This is a genomic window from Rhizobium indigoferae (genome assembly GCF_034554815.1).
Taxonomy (GTDB): Bacteria; Pseudomonadota; Alphaproteobacteria; order Rhizobiales; family Rhizobiaceae; genus Rhizobium; species Rhizobium leguminosarum.
In genome coordinates this window covers 1,979,534-1,994,468 of sequence record NZ_CP140635.1, presented here as the reverse complement: position 1 = coordinate 1,994,468, position 14,935 = coordinate 1,979,534, and the positions used below count along the sequence as shown (strand labels likewise).

16 protein-coding genes and 1 tRNA gene are annotated in these 14,935 nt (G+C 59.6%); 8 read left to right on the top strand and 9 right to left on the bottom strand.

Annotated elements, in window-relative coordinates; genetic code table 11:
* Positions 1–2: 2 nt before the first annotated feature.
* Both trpD and U5G49_RS10195 read right to left on the bottom strand, forming a co-directional pair.
* The gene (trpD, locus tag U5G49_RS10200) at positions 3–1,019 is read right to left on the bottom strand and encodes an anthranilate phosphoribosyltransferase (protein ID WP_193442282.1); all 1,017 of its coding nucleotides are present in this window, start codon (positions 1,017–1,019) and stop codon (positions 3–5) included.
* Positions 1,020–1,027: 8 nt separating this feature from the next.
* Positions 1,028–2,920 (bottom strand): peptidylprolyl isomerase, encoded by a 1,893-nt coding sequence (locus U5G49_RS10195; RefSeq protein WP_130759110.1) that lies wholly within the window; start codon positions 2,918–2,920, stop codon positions 1,028–1,030.
* Between the two features lie 219 nt (positions 2,921–3,139).
* Between U5G49_RS10195 and U5G49_RS10190 the strand changes: the two genes are divergently transcribed.
* The gene (locus U5G49_RS10190; RefSeq protein ID WP_026188395.1) at positions 3,140–3,421 is read left to right on the top strand and encodes a hypothetical protein; all 282 of its coding nucleotides are present in this window, start codon (positions 3,140–3,142) and stop codon (positions 3,419–3,421) included.
* Between the two features lie 74 nt (positions 3,422–3,495).
* Here the strand turns inward: U5G49_RS10190 and U5G49_RS10185 are convergent, their stop codons facing one another.
* Positions 3,496–3,750, bottom strand: coding sequence for a GlsB/YeaQ/YmgE family stress response membrane protein (locus U5G49_RS10185; RefSeq protein WP_193442280.1), 255 nt, complete (start codon positions 3,748–3,750; stop codon positions 3,496–3,498).
* Positions 3,751–4,650: 900 nt separating this feature from the next.
* Here U5G49_RS10185 and U5G49_RS10180 point away from each other — a divergent pair.
* The 3 genes from U5G49_RS10180 (at position 4,651) to U5G49_RS10170 (ending at position 7,130) form a co-directional block, all read left to right on the top strand.
* Positions 4,651–4,806, top strand: a complete 156-nt coding sequence (locus U5G49_RS10180; RefSeq protein ID WP_018445292.1) for a hypothetical protein — start codon at positions 4,651–4,653, stop codon at positions 4,804–4,806.
* A gap of 517 nt (positions 4,807–5,323) precedes the next feature.
* Complete coding sequence (locus U5G49_RS10175) at positions 5,324–6,205, top strand: transglutaminase family protein (protein ID WP_028733729.1); 882 nt, start codon at positions 5,324–5,326, stop codon at positions 6,203–6,205.
* Between the two features lie 97 nt (positions 6,206–6,302).
* A complete protein-coding gene (locus U5G49_RS10170) occupies positions 6,303–7,130 on the top strand; it encodes a transglutaminase-like domain-containing protein (protein ID WP_018242079.1) in 828 nt (275 codons plus the stop codon).
* Between the two features lie 18 nt (positions 7,131–7,148).
* Here the strand turns inward: U5G49_RS10170 and U5G49_RS10165 are convergent, their stop codons facing one another.
* On the bottom strand, positions 7,149–7,370 hold the full coding sequence (locus tag U5G49_RS10165; protein ID WP_018242078.1) for an alkylphosphonate utilization protein: 222 nt from the start codon (positions 7,368–7,370) through the stop codon (positions 7,149–7,151).
* A gap of 575 nt (positions 7,371–7,945) precedes the next feature.
* A complete protein-coding gene (locus U5G49_RS10160; RefSeq protein ID WP_193442278.1) occupies positions 7,946–8,671 on the bottom strand; it encodes a 3-keto-5-aminohexanoate cleavage protein in 726 nt (241 codons plus the stop codon).
* Positions 8,672–9,553: 882 nt separating this feature from the next.
* On the opposite strand from U5G49_RS10160, the gene U5G49_RS10155 reads away from it, so the two are divergent.
* Positions 9,554–9,886 carry a hypothetical protein gene (locus U5G49_RS10155; RefSeq protein ID WP_176707489.1) on the top strand — a complete coding sequence of 111 codons (333 nt, stop codon included), beginning with the start codon at positions 9,554–9,556 and terminating at the stop codon, positions 9,884–9,886.
* A 535-nt stretch (positions 9,887–10,421) separates the two neighbouring features.
* Here U5G49_RS10155 and U5G49_RS10150 read toward each other — a convergent pair.
* Positions 10,422–10,511, bottom strand: a tRNA-Ser gene (locus tag U5G49_RS10150).
* 77 nt (positions 10,512–10,588) lie between these two features.
* Positions 10,589–10,735 (bottom strand): hypothetical protein, encoded by a 147-nt coding sequence (locus U5G49_RS10145; protein WP_193442483.1) that lies wholly within the window; start codon positions 10,733–10,735, stop codon positions 10,589–10,591.
* A gap of 66 nt (positions 10,736–10,801) precedes the next feature.
* Between U5G49_RS10145 and U5G49_RS10140 the strand changes: the two genes are divergently transcribed.
* Positions 10,802–11,128, top strand: coding sequence for a GYD domain-containing protein (locus tag U5G49_RS10140; RefSeq protein ID WP_018242072.1), 327 nt, complete (start codon positions 10,802–10,804; stop codon positions 11,126–11,128).
* Between the two features lie 93 nt (positions 11,129–11,221).
* Here U5G49_RS10140 and U5G49_RS10135 read toward each other — a convergent pair whose 3' ends face one another.
* Positions 11,222–11,425, bottom strand: a complete 204-nt coding sequence (locus U5G49_RS10135; RefSeq protein WP_018445297.1) for a hypothetical protein — start codon at positions 11,423–11,425, stop codon at positions 11,222–11,224.
* Positions 11,426–11,540: 115 nt separating this feature from the next.
* Positions 11,541–12,050, bottom strand: a complete 510-nt coding sequence (locus tag U5G49_RS10130; protein WP_193442276.1) for a hypothetical protein — start codon at positions 12,048–12,050, stop codon at positions 11,541–11,543.
* Positions 12,051–12,445: 395 nt separating this feature from the next.
* On the opposite strand from U5G49_RS10130, the gene U5G49_RS10125 reads away from it, so the two are divergent.
* Together U5G49_RS10125 and U5G49_RS10120 are read left to right on the top strand one after the other, a co-directional pair.
* Positions 12,446–13,540 carry a septal ring lytic transglycosylase RlpA family protein gene (locus tag U5G49_RS10125; protein WP_193442274.1) on the top strand — a complete coding sequence of 365 codons (1,095 nt, stop codon included), beginning with the start codon at positions 12,446–12,448 and terminating at the stop codon, positions 13,538–13,540.
* Positions 13,541–13,611: 71 nt separating this feature from the next.
* Positions 13,612–14,805: a D-alanyl-D-alanine carboxypeptidase family protein gene (locus U5G49_RS10120; protein ID WP_018242068.1), complete on the top strand. Its 1,194-nt coding sequence runs from the start codon at positions 13,612–13,614 to the stop codon at positions 14,803–14,805.
* Positions 14,806–14,935 lie beyond the last annotated feature (130 nt).

Sequence of the window (14,935 nt, the reverse complement as noted above, 5' to 3'; positions counted from 1 at the left end):
TCCTAGTCGATATCGTTGGAAACGGCGATGAGTTTGTCGAGAGCGAGCGCGGTAGAGCCGCTATCCAGCGATTGCGTGGCCAGCGTCATGCCGTCGCGGATCGTTGCGACCTTGCCCGCGATCACGAGCGAGGCGGCCGCATTGGCGAGCGAGATATCGCGATAGGCATTCTTGGCGCCGCCGAGCACCTCGCGAAGGGCTGCGGCATTGGCGACACCGTCGCCACCCTTGATGTCGGCGAGCACGCAAGGGCTGACGCCGAAATCGGCGGGCGAGAGCTCGAAGGTGCGGATCTTGCCGTCTTCGAGTGCCGCGACTTGTGTGATGCCGGTGGTGGTGATCTCGTCGAGGCCGTCGCCATGGACCACCCAGACGCATTCGGAGCCGAGATCGCGCATGACTTCGGCAAGCGGCACCAGCCATTGCGGCGAGAAGACGCCGAGCAGCTGGCGACGGACGCCGGCCGGGCTGGAAAGCGGCCCGAGCAGGTTGAAGATCGTGCGCGTGCCAAGCTCGACCCGGGAGGGGCCGACATGACGCATGGCAGAATGATGCAGCTGGGCGAACATGAAGCCGACGCCGGCTTCCGCGATGCAGCGGGAAATGATCTCGGGACCGACGTCGAGCTTGACGCCGAGTGCCGCCAGATTGTCGGCCGCGCCCGATTTCGAACTCAGCGCCCGGTTGCCGTGTTTGGCGACAGGAACACCGGCGCCGGCGACGATCAGCGCCGCCAGCGTCGAGATATTGTAGGTGCCGCTGGCATCACCGCCGGTGCCGACGATGTCGATCGCATCGGCCGGGGCCTCGACGGTCAGCATTTTCGAGCGCATCGCGGTGACGGCGCCGACGATCTCATCGACGGTCTCGCCGCGCACGCGCAGCGCCATCAGGAAGCCGCCGATCTGCGAGGGCGTCGCTTGGCCCGACATCAGGATGTCGAAGGCGGCTCGGGCCTCCTCACGCGTCAGCGGCTCGCGGCTTGCGGCCTTAGCCAGGAACGGCTTCAGATCGGTCATAAAGCCTCCTAGCGGACCGTCGCCTGTTCGGCGAGGGTCTGGTTGATCTGCGCGCCGTATTGCGTCTGCAACAGGTTGACCATCTGATCGAGAATATCATCGCCGGCGGCATTGGCCATGGCGGTGATCTGGGCATCGCGGTTGTTCAGCACATCGCCGGTCGGCTGCGTGTTGACCTCGGTGACCTTCAGCAGGATCTGCGTCGAGGGATCGGCGCCGACAGCACTTGCGACCGTGTCGACGGGGCCGGAGAAGGCGGCGGTGATGCCTGCCCGGCCGAGGACCGCATCATCGGTGGAGCGGGTGACGCCGCTCTTGCTCTCGACGGCGATGCCGAGCGGCGTCGCGATATCGGCAAGTGCCGTGCCCTTGGCCGCTTCGGCCTTCAATTCACCGGCCTTCTTGGCGAGCTCGGCCTTCTGCTGCTCCGCCGTCCAGTCTTCGACGGCCTTTTCGCGCACCTCGGTCACCGGGCGCTCGCGGTCCGGCGTGATTTCGCGGACGTTGAACCAGACATAGCCGTCATTACCGATCGGCAGCGGCGGCGCATCGACGCCGACCTCGGTCTTGAAGGCTTCGCCGAGCAGCTGCTGCTTGGCGGGGAGATCCTTGACCTCCTTGCCGTCCTTGTCGGCGCCGGTCATATCGACGGCGTCGACGGCCACGGCGGTGAGCTTCAGCTGGCCGGCAATATCCTCGAGCGTGGAACCGCCCGCGCGCAGGTCCTCGATGCGATCGTGAACGTTGATCACTTCCTGAGAGGCATTGGAGAGTGCCAGCTGCTTGCGGATATCCTCCTTCACCTCGTCGAAATTCTTCGTCGTTTCAGGCTTGATGTTGGTGACGCGCAGGATGACGGGGCCGAAGGAGCCATCGACGACAGGCGTCGTGCCGCCATCGCGCGAAACCGCAAAGGCCGCATCGGCAACGGCCTGGTCGGGAACCTTGTCCTTGGTGAACTCGCCGAGCAGCACGTCGCTTGCCGTCTTGCCCTGGTCGGAAACCAGTTGGTCGAAGCCGGTGCCGCTCTTCAGCGCCGTTTCGGCGGCGGCGGCGAGATCCTTGCTGGTGAAGGTCAGTTGTTCGATGGTGCGGCTTTCAGGCGTGCGATAGGTATCCTTGCTCTTGTCAAACGCTTCGTGGATCTGGTCGTCGGTGACGGTCGCCGCATCGGCGATATCGGCGGGCTGCAGCTTGAGATAAATGAGCTTGCGGTATTCCGGCGCCCGGTAGCGCTGCTTGACGCCATCGAACCATGTCGCCAGCACGTCGTCGGCAGGCGCCTTGATCGGCTCGATATTGGCGTTGGTCAGCAGCAGGTAGTCGATACTGCGGCTTTCATCGCCATAGAGTTTCAGGGCATCGACCAGCGTCTTCGGGGCCGTGAACCCGTTGGAGATGGCATCGACCACCTGGCTACGGACAGCGACCTTGCTGCGCTCCTTGATGTAATCGTCCTGGCGGATGCCGGCATTGCGAAGACGCGAGACGAAGAGCTCGCGGTCGAACTGGCCGTTGACCGCCTTGAACGCCGGATCGTCGGCAATCAGCTGGGCGAGGCGATCCTGCGACAGGCCGAGGTTCATGTCTTCGGCGAGCTGGTCAAGCGAGGCGCCTGCGACGAGCTGGGCGAGCACCTGCTGCTCGATGCCGAAGGCGCGGGCCTGCTCGGGGGTGAGGCGCGTGCCGAACTGCTGGCTGACGCTTGCCACCTGGCGCTGATAGGCGAGGTGGAATTCGTTGACGTCCACATGCTGATCGCCGACGGTCACGACCGTGGTGCTGTTGCTGCCCGTTATCAGCGACCGGGAGACGCCCCAGATGCCGAAGGACGCGACCAGCAGAAGCATCAGCAGCTTGGCGACCCAGGTCTGAGCGGCCCTTCTCAGGATATGGAACATAGAAACGCAAACCTCGCAGTATCATTGACCCGCGCGCGGGCAGACATTCGACGTTCCTTAAAACAAACCCGACAGGAAATGAAGGGTTTGTCACGCGAAAAGCTGCGCGGACCGACGGCAGCGCGGCAGCAGCTTTGCAGCGAACAAAAGATCGGCTCCGGCGGAACCTTTTTGGCCGCCATTTCGTTGAAGCGGCATCCCATGAAACAGGAGCAGACCATGGCAGAATTGAAAACCGCTTCCGCCGAATCCACCGCTGCGCGCGTCAAGGCTGACATAGCAGCAGACGATCTGTCGGCGCAGGTCGCAGCCCTTCGGAACGATCTTTCCCGGCTCACGGAAAGCGTGGTGGCGCTGGGGCAGGGGGCGAAGTCGGCGGTTACCGACGAGGCTTCGCTGATGACGGAGCAACTGCGCGACAAGGTGCGCGAAGAACCGCTCATGGCACTCGCTGTGACGGCAGGCATTGCCTATGTGTTCGGCCTGCTCAGCCGCCGTTGAACGGGAATATAGGTGAAGAAAAGCCGGACGTCATGAACGCCCGGCTTTCAATACTTCCGATGCAAAAGCTACCGTCAGCGGCGGATGACGCGCCCGACCGCGATCAAGATGCAGGCACCGACGAAACCGGTGATCAGATAACCCAGCCAACCGGCGAGCGGCTGGATGTGCAACAAACCGAGGATCCAGTTGGCGACAATCGCGCCGATGATGCCGAGCAATATGTTCATGAGCAGGCTCATGCTGCTGCGCATGGCCTTTTCCGCCAGCCATCCGGCGACACCGCCGATAATGATGGCTGCAATCCAACCCACGCCTGCGTCTTCCATGGTTATCTCCCTCCTGGCAAAACGAGTCACAGAATGCACGAAACGAAAGGAAGTTCCACTCCCAGTTACTGAGATTGCTTGCAGGTTCAGCAACTTATGTGACTCACGGCTGTAGCAAGGTGACCGGAGAGTTCAGCGCGTGGGCGGCAATCTGGAAGAGCAGGCCGGCAATGGCGAGCATTGCGAATCCGAAAGGCATGATCAGGCTTTTGCTAAACATCTTTCCTCTCCCCTTTTGCGTAAAGCATAAGCGGAAGCGGAAGGAGCGCAACTATATTGTTAACAGATAGTTAAGCCTCACAATTGATTAAACTTTAACACATTTTTGATTGTCGTAATACTTTCGGATGTCGAAACACTTCTTCTTCACGCTTCCCGTGTTTGCTGACGGATCTTCGGCGATCTATGCTCGCCAGACCTTCCGGTCTACGCCGCCTGATCAACGCCGACTGCAGACGCAATAGCACTTGGTGCTGCCATCTCTCCGGATCGCAAACTGGGTCGGCGATGGTCAAGTGATCGAGCGCCTCAAGCCCAATCCGCCGCCGGCTGGCAATCAGGTCCGGTGGACGATCAACATGAAGAAGAGGAAGGATGCTGTTGCGACCGTCGCAGCGAAGGCAATCTGGTAATCCATGTCGTTAACCCCGGTTGGATAGCTCCCGTTAACGCCGATCCGCGTCATGGAGTTCCATACCGCCAGTTCGCGCTTATCTCCTGCGGATTGATTTTGGCGAGGAGTGCATCATTTTCTCTAGAATAGGATGATTTTAGGCCTAGTCGGCCTAAAATCTGAATCCTGTTCTAAATTAAGAGTTAGAGCATGATGTCGTCCGAAAACCGCTCTCACTTTTCGGCATCATGCTCTGAATCGCCATTCAATCCGGGGGAAAACACTTGATGCCAAAAGCTGCAATCGCCATCGCCTGCATCTGCCTGCTGACACTTTCCGGTTGCGGCAATACCGCATACGGGCTGAAGAAGGATGGACAGGAAGCGAGCCACGCCATGGACAACGCGACCCATCGGGTGCTTTCCGCCGGCGCAAAGAAGTGACGCAGGCGACTGAATAAAAAAGCCCGCCTGGGGTGAGGCGGGCTTAGAATAACAGGGAGAATGGACGGATAGACTCCGCCTCAGCTAATAAAGCACTTTCTTAAACGTGTGGCTTTACGTCATTCGACGTAACCGCGACCGGCAACGATCCGATGCGCACCATGATTCAAAATTGAATCAGAGATATCCGGATCGAATCAATGATATTGGGATCAGGTCAGAAGTTGCCCCAGTTTTGAGCGCGGGCACGGGCGCGAATAATACGGTATTCGCGACCGCCATAGAGCGAGCCGATTGTCAGCAGAAGCGTCAGAACGTCCCAGATGATATGCATGTTATCCTCTTAGGTTGGACGGCCCTGCCGTCGATCGGTTGAAGATACAATAGCAATCTTTCGAATGTGCTTATATGACAAGAAATCGGGATGAGCGGGAAAGCGGGCTGGGCGCTTCCGCAGAGGAGGGGCGGCATCGCCGTCTTGGAGCAGCAAAGTGAACAGATTACCGGACGGCGGCTCATGACGATTTTCTCCGTCCGCCACATCACGTCCTATCGCTACGTCAGGGAGGTCGAATTCGGCGAGCACCGCTTGATGTTCCGACCGCGCGACAGTTTCGACCAGCGGCTGATCGAAGCGTCGTTGACGATCTATCCTGAGGAAAGTCATGTGCGCTGGATCCACGATGTTTTCGGCAATTGCGTGGCGCTCATCAATATTTCGAGGCCGGCGTCCGAGCTTCGTTTCGAAACCTGGATCACGCTCGATCATACGCCGCAGGTCGCCCTGGATCTCAAGGTCGACGACGAGGCCCTGACCTATCCATTCTCCTACGACAAGGATGAGATTGCCGATCTGACGCCGGCGATGCAGCGCCATTATCCCGATCCGAACGACGAGGTCGGACGCTGGGCGCGCCAGTTCGTGCGCGTTGGACGTCCGACGGAGACCGGGCACCTGCTGATGACGCTCTGTTATGCCATTCGGGAAAGCTTCGTCTATGCGCGGCGCCAGGAACATGGGACTCAGACGCCGGTGCAGACCTTGCAGCTTCGTTCCGGCACCTGCCGGGATTTTGCGCTGCTGATGATGGAGGCGGCACGCGTCCTCGGCCTCGCGGCGCGGTTCGTCACGGGTTATGTCTATGTTCCCGACCGGGACGGCTCCACCGTGCTCGGCGGCGGTTCGACGCATGCATGGTGCCAGATCTATCTTCCCGGCGCCGGCTGGACGGAGTTCGATCCGACCAACGGCATCGTCGGCAACCGCGATCTCATTCGTGTCGCCGTTGCCCGCGATCCGCGCCAGGCAGTCCCGTTGAGCGGCAGTTATGACGGGGATGGGAAGGATTTCGACAGCATGACGGTGCAGGTGAACGTCACCACAAGGCAATCTGGCTAGCCAGGCGGTGACAGTCCCGGTCTTGCGGGAACCGGGTAGCGCGATCAGCGTTCCCTACTCACCTCTGCCAATGCGGAGACGCGACAAGGAAGCCACCATGAAGATACGCGCCGGGTTTCATCTGGGCTACGAATGCATGCAGCCAACGCCAATGCTGCTCGTCCTCAATATCCACCCATCCCGTCGTGCCGATCTTCTCAGCGATCAGATCCTGACATTCGACCAGCCGATCGAGGCCTGGAGCTATACTGATGTGTTCGGCAATGCCTGCAGCCGGATCGTCGCCCCGCCGGGCCTGACGACAATCTCGACGGAATTCGAGATCTACGACAGCGGTCAGCCCGACATCGTTCCCGACGATGCCGTCCAGCACGCGATCAATGACCTGCCAGATGATGTGCTGGTCTTCCTGCTTGGCAGCCGCTATTGCGACACCGACAGGCTTGCCGATTTTGCCTGGGCCACATTCTCATCGACGCCGCTCGGCTGGGCGCGTGTCCAGGCGATCTGCGATTTCGTCCATGACCACATCACCTTCGATTACCTGAAGGCGGACGTTCTCCGGACCGCGCATGGCGGCTTCACCGACAAGGCGGGCGTCTGCCGCGACTTTGCCCATCTCGCCATCGCGCTTTGCCGATGCATGAATATCCCGGCCAGATATTGCACGGGCTATCTCGGCGATATCGGCGTTCCGATCGATCCCAATCCAATGGATTTCAGCGCCTGGTTTGAGGTGTTTCTCGGGGGGCACTGGCATACGGTCGATGCCCGCCACAACACGCCGCGCATCGGCCGTATCCTGATGGCGACCGGGCGTGACGCTACCGACGTCGCCATGTCGACGGCCTTCGGCCCGGCAACGCTTTCCCGCTTCGAGGTGATCACCGAGGAACTGCCGCAGGAGGCACTCAAGGACGATTGATGATGGGCGAGGGAGATCCTATGCCTTCTTCAAAAACTCGGTTTTCAGTACGAGGCCTTTGACCTGCTTGGTGTTACACTCGATCTCACCAGGATTGTCGGTCAGGCGAATGCCCTTGACCAGGGTTCCGCGCTTCAGCGTCTCCGAAGTTCCCTTAACCTTGAGGTCCTTGATCAGCGTCACGGAATCGCCGTCTTGAAGCTGAGTCCCGTTGCTGTCCTTTACAATGATGTCGGCCATGATGTCCCCGCAGTAATTCAAAGTGCTGCAGCGTCCTTTGCGCGTCTGAAAAGACGCACAGCGCTGTCGTGATCCGGACGGGAAATCATGTTGGCATGGGATAGTCAATGCGAAGGGGCCGGCCAGGCTAATCTTCAGTCCTACGCGACCCTTCTTCAATCAACTGATGCGCAGGCCTCCCGAACGCAGCCAGCGCCCTTACCGGCGGCGCTCAGCGCCCGGGGACAAATGAGCCCGGCGCTCATCCGCCGCAGCAAGCTCAGACCAAGGTCCGACCTGTCTCGGACTTCATGCCCATACTAACGCTTCGGCCGCTGCCATAGTTTTTGCGCCGGGGCGGAGTTTGCGGAGTTTTTGCTGTGACTAAGATTATTGTCGCCGGGATGATACTGGCACCGCTTATCTTCTGGGGTTCTATTGGCGTCCTCATATACTCGTATTTTTCGTGAATATTTATCAGGCGCCCCGAATTCCGAAAACCGGAAAGCTTCTATTCAGTTGTCATGGTTCTCGTTCGCGAGCAACGATCGGCCGGGATCAAGGGGACCGACGACGGCGAAAATTCGACAGTGGGATCAGTTCGATTGGCCGCGGAAGATTGCAACGGCCGCCGCGACCAATGCAGCATTGTCACTCGCAATCGTTCCATCCGGGAGGTGCTTACCATCTTCCAGGCCGATGCGGGTGGAATAGCGGCGTTCGCGCGCCGATCGGACGAAGGGCCAGACAGTCCCGTCGAAGCCGTGCAGGAGGATCGGCCGATTGACGCGGCTGCGCTCAAGCACCTCGATGATGCCATCCCTGATATCGCATGCGCGCTGCAGATCCTGTTCGTCGTCAAGCTCGATCAACAGTCGAAAGACCCGCTCATGATCTTCGAGGCTGGTGTAGCGCTCCGCATCGGCGACCGATGCCAGCCCGACTTCAATCCCGACGCCCTTCTGCCGGAGCAGCTGGATGACACCAGGCGCATCGTCTTCCGACAGGTTCACCGACGCATAATCCGGCAGAACGCGCCAGCAGCGGATGCCTTCCCGCGTTTTCTCCCGATCGCCTTCGATCCAGGCGCCTGTGGACACACCGATCAGCGTTCCCGGACAGGCGCGGCGGATCGCGCCAAGCGTGTCGTCTACGGCGGCAAGGCTCTCCTTGCCGTCGGCTCCGCGCGGATGAATGTGGAGCTCCGCGGCACCCGCCGCGACCGAAGCGGCGGCATCGCGCACCATGGCATCGATCGTCAGCGGAATGAGCGGATGGAAATCCCTCGGCCGTGCGCCGTTGATGCAAGCTTGAACGATCATAAGGGAGCCTCGCGCTTGTTGGGCCGCTTAAGACACTGGGTATACCAAAATCTGGAAAATTCGAAGAACCTTGGCGCCGCCGCTACCACGGCTGTTTCCCCTGGTATTGTTGCAGCCCCAGTGATATCAAATCAGCCGAGATAGGCGGCTGCTGGTTCTGGCCCAGGATCAAGCTGCGCGAACGCCGAGAACCTAAAGCGGCGCAAGGTTGCCGTGTCATGTCAGGACGTCTTTGCGACGCCGGCTCAGAGGACGGCCACGTGATCTCGTGGCAGCGACGTGACGTCAATCTGCCGCCCGACCCCATTCTTGAGTTAATGGCGGTCGCGTCCTGCCGCAGCCTGTACATCATCTCATCATCGACGCAAAGGTCGCCGGTCGGCCTTGGTCTTCTCTCGTTGCTGCAGCCGCAATGCGGACGTTAGTTCCCAGCCTCGCCGTTCGCGGAGAACTCGATCTCACGACTCACCAATGACAATGGTGTGGCGTTTGTGGCGGTGCTGGCGATAGCCGGCGTCTGGTTGGCGGCTCGACCTGCATGGAGACAGGTCGAGCTCCTGAAGATCCAAACGTCGAGCTAACGAGGGAGCGCCTGGCGGAGCGCTACAGGATGATTAGAGACGCAATCAAAGCATTGGAATGGGACCAGTGGGTACAGGAGCATCGATTGCATCCCGGCACGCCGGTAGACAAAGATGCTTTCGTGGAGGAGATGCTGGATACTTTTCGTAATCGAAAGAAAAGGCTTCACTTTGGTTTGTGAAAGAGGTGGCTAGACGCGGCGTTACAAGCCGCCGCGATGGCTAGATCAAGGCAGCGCCCATCCGTTCATCCTAGGTTAATGCTTATTAACCCAGGCTAGACGCCTGAAAGGATGCGCCGATGATGAAGAAACTTTTTCCCGCACTTGCAGCCGTAGTCCTGGCTGCATCTTTCGCCCTGCCGCTAAACGCCACACCGATCGTCGTGCCGAAAGCAGTGCCAATGCACGCCGCCGACATCGAGCAGGTCAAACACCGCAGCCATGGCAAAAAGCATGCGAATGGCCACTGGAAGCACCAGCGATACGCTTACCGAGACTGTCGGTATTACGGCTCATGCTACCGTCCGCGGAACTATGGCTATCCCCGAAATTATGAATACCCCCACTACGGCTATCGCGACTATTACCCCTACCAACGTAGATCAGGTGTGAGCCTATACTTTAATTTCTAGCCGTCCGCGCAGGACGACGAGAAGTACGACACGGGCATCAGGGGTCGTTATTTCGGTGCCGATCCGTCCAGTCGATCATCGGGGCGACAGCAAAACGGAAGCCCTCCCTTAGCGCTGTCAGCCTCACCCTCGGGCGGGGCTTTTTTTGCTGTCGGCGCCAGCAAAGAAAAAGGTCGGGGCGAATGCTCGCGCCGACCCTTCTTTGATTGCATCAGCACGGTGCCAGTACATCCGTGGTCACCAGCAAAAGCTATCTGATGGACTGAATCTATTCGCCTTGTAAATTTTTGCAAGGATTAGGGGGTGCCGATTTAGGGCTAGGTGAGGGAGGCTCAATACCCACGGTACGACGAGAAGTACGACTTAACACGAAGTCACCTTGTTTCTGGGCCGATCCGTCCAGTCGATCATCGGGGCGACAGCAAACGGAAGCCCGACCACTGCGCGCCGGTTCCGCTTAGATGGCATCCTATCGTTATGATAAGCGTACAATTTTTGGGCAGAGCGGAAATTATGCAGCAAATTCAATGTTGCATGGCGGAAGAGGTGGGATTCGAACCCACGGTACGGTTTCCCGCACGCCGGTTTTCAAGACCGGTTCCTTAAACCACTCGGACACTCTTCCATCTGATTGAAAAGGTGGTGAAATCAACATTTTGTTGATTTCTGCGAACCGGCTATTGCCGCCGATTTGCTACCCAATCACTCGATGGCTGGCTTTTTAGCAGCTTTGATAGCAGCGTCAACTTGCTCTGCAGCATTTGCCAGCATCTTCGCCGATCGCAGTTCCGGCGCATAAGTCTCTGCCTCTTTGCGAAACGAAACAGGCAGAGCGGCTGTTCCGTACATTGGAAATGACTCGCGTTCGCTCCGGCTTGAGCGTTTACTGTGTTGTTCTGGCGGAGGAAACAAACCATGGCCATGTATCTCACGCGCTTTAGCTACACGCCCGAGACGTGGGCGCGAATGATCGAAAACCCCGAGGATCGCCGAGAGGCGGCACGCAGTTACATCGAGTCTGTGGGCGGAAAGCTCCATGGATTCTGGTACGCCTTCGGCGAGCGTGATGGTTGGAATCTGTGGGAGGCGCCTGACAACGTATCGATGGCGGCAGTCGCGCTTGCTATCGGTGCAGGAGGCGCGCTCAGCTCCATGGAGACCACTGTCCTCCTCAGCGTCGAGGATACGATCGAAGCCTTGGAAAAGGCGAAGTCTATTCGGTATCGTCCACCGGCAGCGTAGGTGGCGGTCCACCGATGTGGAAGAAGTGTTTCGCGCGTATCACGCGTTCCCCGGCGCAAGCTCTCCGTGAATTGCGCCGGAGACATGAGAGAGCTAGCCCCCGTCGGATCCGAGGCCCTTCGGACCGTTGAGCTGGTTCATATCCTCGCAGAGAGAGCGAACCGCATCCATCGTCACGGCGAGTGCCGACATCAGGATTGCGATGTCGTTGTCTTTATCTGGTTGGGAAAGCGCGAGAGATCGGGCATGCAATTGTTGGCTGACCGTGTCGAGCTGCGTCAGGGTTTCATCGTTCATGGGATCCTCCAAAGGTCTAAACCTTCAAAGCCTGCGGCGGCCATTTCGTTCCCATACAGCCACGAAGAGTCAAATACGCGATCCGCGTTGCATCATAACCAGTCGGCGGGGTGACCTACCCATTCGGCTTGCGCAGGGGTGGAAGCCGCAGGTAGGGATTTTGGGGATCGTAGGGTCCCTTCGGTTCACCCTTGCCGGCCGTTACCAGATTGGGCACCAGCTTTCCCTTCGGCCCGAAAATATAGTCGATGCCGGCGCAGAGATGGGCGAGGGAGCGGTAGTTGAAATATTTGAACCAGTCGTCGGCAAGGAAGGCGGCTTCGTCCCACGTCTTTCCGCGGATGCGGTCATAGCCGGCCCGCTGCAGATAGGCTTCGCCTGTTCTCCTATCGACGGCGGCACCGAGGCATAGGTTGCCGGCGATCAGCGACAGCCTGAGCACCTTGAGGGTTTCGGCATCCTTGCTCGGCAAGGGTTTCAAGGTCTCCGCAAGATAAAAATTCGTCGAGGGATCATTGGTCATCGTCTTGCGCCAATAGGCGGGGAAACTCTCCGTGGCGGCGCCGACCGCCGATGGGGCTGACATCACCACCAGCAAGATCAAGCTTTTGAAAGTTCGGCCCATTCTTATGCCCCCAACCCGCGATGAGCGTGCATAGCGTCATATCGCCGGGATAGGCAAGGAGTGCCGCGCTGCCGCTCGCGAAATACGCGCAGACCGTGTTTCAATATGGAGCTTTTGGGGCATCCGGAAGCGCCCAGATGTTCACCATATGCCCCGCATCGGCACGATGATTTCGGGCCTCATTGCGGCGGCGGAAGGGTAGGCGGAAAGGGCTCGCGTTAGTGATTTATAAACCATAATCATTAGAATTGTCGCTATCGCTGCGAAATCGTTCGTAAATTTGCCATGAACTTAACAAGATTAAAGCCTCGTTAGGCGGGTGGGGATAAGGCGTTATTGGCCCAGGATGGGGCAAGGTTCCTTAACCATAACGATCTTTGAGCGGCGTGGGACATATGAAACTGGAATACGGGGCGGCGTCTTTCGCAACGACAGCACGGTGGCTGGCGATCTCGGCGATGTGTGCAACGGTTGCGGCGTGTGGCACGACGCAGGCAGTGCCGAAGAAAAAATCCCACGGCAAAGAATATTTCTCCGAATCCGAATATGGCGTGAAGGCGAGCCCGCGGGTCGCCACCGGCAACAATATCCCCAAGGGCGGCGGCCGCTACATCGTCGGCAACCCCTACGAGGTGAAGGGCAGGTGGTACTACCCGAAGGAAGACTTCGCCTATAACAAGGTCGGCGTCGCCTCCTGGTATGGTTCGGCCTTTCACGGGCGTCTAACGGCGAACGGCGAAGTCTACGACCAGATGCATCTTTCCGCCGCGCATCCGACCTTCCCGCTGCCGAGCTATGCGCGCGTCACCAATCTCGAAAGTGGCTCCTCCGTCATCGTGCGCGTCAACGATCGCGGCCCCTATCACGAAGGCCGTATCATCGACCTTTCCAACAAGACGGCCGATATGCTCGATCTGCAGCACAGCGGCACCGGCAAGGTGCGCGTGCAATATGTTGGCCGCGCCCGTATGGACGGCCACGACATGCCCTATCTGATGGCTTCCTACGTGCCGAAGGGCAGCCGTATTCCCGGCGTCAATCCGGAAGGCCAGATCGCAACCGGCGTGATGGTCGCCTCCAACAGCCGCAAGATCACCCGCGACCAGCTGCAGAGTTCGGAAGATTACGAGACGCCGGCCAACGTGCCGGTGCCGATGTCGGCAACCTCCTATGCCGGCTCGACGCCGAGCGCACGCTACAACGCAGCACCCGCTCTGGCACCGGCTGCCCATGTTCTGGTCGCGCCATCGCCGCCGTCCTTCAACAATGGCGCGCAGGCCATCGAGCAGATGGTCGTACTGCCCGAGATCGGTCCGATGCCTTATGAGCGGCCTCAGAATTCGCTGGCGCTCGGCTACCAGAACGAAGAGGTGAAGACGGTGACCGTCGATCTCGCCTTCGATGCGGTGATGGTGCGCAATGACGGGCTGACGCAGGATTCGATCCTTGCCGCAGCCAAGCGTCATCAGGCCAAATCCGCCGCGCGCTGAGCATGGCATTGCATCGGATTCTCCCTGGCTCTAACCTCTCGACATACGCCGCTCCATAAATGGAAATTGCGATGCTGAAGCCTGCGCTTCGCCTGCTTGCATGCCTGATGCCGTTTGCCACCGGCGCGTTTGCAGCCGATGGCGGTGCCGCCGGTTTCGCTACCAAGGCGGCGCAGGCCTATATGATCGAGGCTGCCACCGGCACGGTGCTTCTCGCCAAGAACGAGGACCAGGGCTTTTCGCCGGCTTCGCTCGCCAAGCTGATGACGATGGATCTCGTCTTCGAGGCGGTGACGAAGGGCCAGATCACGCTCGATACCGAATATCCCGTTTCCGAATATGCCTGGCGGACGGGCGGCGCGCCGTCGCGGACGGCAACGATGTTTGCCAGCCTCAAATCGCACGTGCGCGTCGAGGACCTGATCAAGGGCGTCGCCATCCAGGGCGCCAATGACAGCTGCATCATCCTCGCCGAAGGCATGGCCGGTAGCGAGCAGCAATTTGCCGTGTCGATGACGCGCCGGGCCCACGAGCTCGGCATGGAGAAAGCTGAGTTCGGCAATTCCACCGGCCTTCCCGACGGCAAGAGCAAGGTGACGGCGCGCGAAATGGTCACGCTTGCCGCGACCCTGCAGCAGACCTATCCGAACCTCTATCCCTATTTCGCCCAGCCGGATTTCGAGTGGAACAAGATTTTCCAGCGCAACCGCAACCCGCTGCTCGGGCTCGATCTCGGCGCCGATGGGCTGGCGACCGGCTTTACCGAAGGCGAGGGGTATTCGATCGTCGCGTCGGTTGAGCGCGACGGCCGGCGGCTGTTTCTGGCGCTTGCCGGCATCGATTCCGACAAGGAGCGGACGGAGGAGGCCAAGCGGGTGCTCGAATGGGGGCTGACGGCCTTCGAAAACCGGCAGATCTTCGCCGAGAAGGAAGTGATCGGTGCCGCCAGCGTCTATGGCGGCACGGCACGCACCGTCGATCTCGTCGCCAAGGCGCCGGTCAGCGTCTATATTCCGATCAGCAATCCCGACCGGCTGTCGGCGCGCATCATCTATCGCTGGCCGCTGACGGCGCCGGTCAAGCCGGATACCCAGGCAGGCACGCTGAGGATTTTTGCCGGCAGCCGGCTGCTCAGGGAAGTGCCGCTCTATACCGTGCAGGCGGTCGGCGAAGGCTCGCTCAGCAGCCGGGCGGTCGACGCCGTGTTGGAACTCGGCGAATCGCTGTTCTTCTCCTGGCTCTGGGATAAGTCCGCGCCCGGCTAAAAGCCCGGTCCTTTCATGCAATTTGCCGGGAAAGGTGAATATGTCGCCGCGGCAAAAGGTTTTCCTACCTGATATCTTCGGATAGATAGAAGGAGCAGGGCGCGTGCGGCGCCTGGAATGCGGGAAGTTG

What these genes read in the sequence shown, in the direction of transcription:
- trpD (WP_193442282.1), bottom strand. Translation starts at nt 1,019, where the DNA reads ATGACCGATCTGAAGCCGTTCCTGGCTAAGGCCGCAAGCCGCGAGCCG.
- U5G49_RS10195 (WP_130759110.1), bottom strand. Translation starts at nt 2,920, where the DNA reads ATGTTCCATATCCTGAGAAGGGCCGCTCAGACCTGGGTCGCCAAGCTG.
- U5G49_RS10190 (WP_026188395.1), top strand. Translation starts at nt 3,140, where the DNA reads ATGGCAGAATTGAAAACCGCTTCCGCCGAATCCACCGCTGCGCGCGTC.
- U5G49_RS10185 (WP_193442280.1), bottom strand. Translation starts at nt 3,750, where the DNA reads ATGGAAGACGCAGGCGTGGGTTGGATTGCAGCCATCATTATCGGCGGT.
- U5G49_RS10180 (WP_018445292.1), top strand. Translation starts at nt 4,651, where the DNA reads ATGCCAAAAGCTGCAATCGCCATCGCCTGCATCTGCCTGCTGACACTT.
- U5G49_RS10175 (WP_028733729.1), top strand. Translation starts at nt 5,324, where the DNA reads ATGACGATTTTCTCCGTCCGCCACATCACGTCCTATCGCTACGTCAGG.
- U5G49_RS10170 (WP_018242079.1), top strand. Translation starts at nt 6,303, where the DNA reads ATGAAGATACGCGCCGGGTTTCATCTGGGCTACGAATGCATGCAGCCA.
- U5G49_RS10165 (WP_018242078.1), bottom strand. Translation starts at nt 7,370, where the DNA reads ATGGCCGACATCATTGTAAAGGACAGCAACGGGACTCAGCTTCAAGAC.
- U5G49_RS10160 (WP_193442278.1), bottom strand. Translation starts at nt 8,671, where the DNA reads ATGATCGTTCAAGCTTGCATCAACGGCGCACGGCCGAGGGATTTCCAT.
- U5G49_RS10155 (WP_176707489.1), top strand. Translation starts at nt 9,554, where the DNA reads ATGATGAAGAAACTTTTTCCCGCACTTGCAGCCGTAGTCCTGGCTGCA.
- U5G49_RS10145 (WP_193442483.1), bottom strand. Translation starts at nt 10,735, where the DNA reads ATGTACGGAACAGCCGCTCTGCCTGTTTCGTTTCGCAAAGAGGCAGAG.
- U5G49_RS10140 (WP_018242072.1), top strand. Translation starts at nt 10,802, where the DNA reads ATGGCCATGTATCTCACGCGCTTTAGCTACACGCCCGAGACGTGGGCG.
- U5G49_RS10135 (WP_018445297.1), bottom strand. Translation starts at nt 11,425, where the DNA reads ATGAACGATGAAACCCTGACGCAGCTCGACACGGTCAGCCAACAATTG.
- U5G49_RS10130 (WP_193442276.1), bottom strand. Translation starts at nt 12,050, where the DNA reads ATGGGCCGAACTTTCAAAAGCTTGATCTTGCTGGTGGTGATGTCAGCC.
- U5G49_RS10125 (WP_193442274.1), top strand. Translation starts at nt 12,446, where the DNA reads ATGAAACTGGAATACGGGGCGGCGTCTTTCGCAACGACAGCACGGTGG.
- U5G49_RS10120 (WP_018242068.1), top strand. Translation starts at nt 13,612, where the DNA reads ATGCTGAAGCCTGCGCTTCGCCTGCTTGCATGCCTGATGCCGTTTGCC.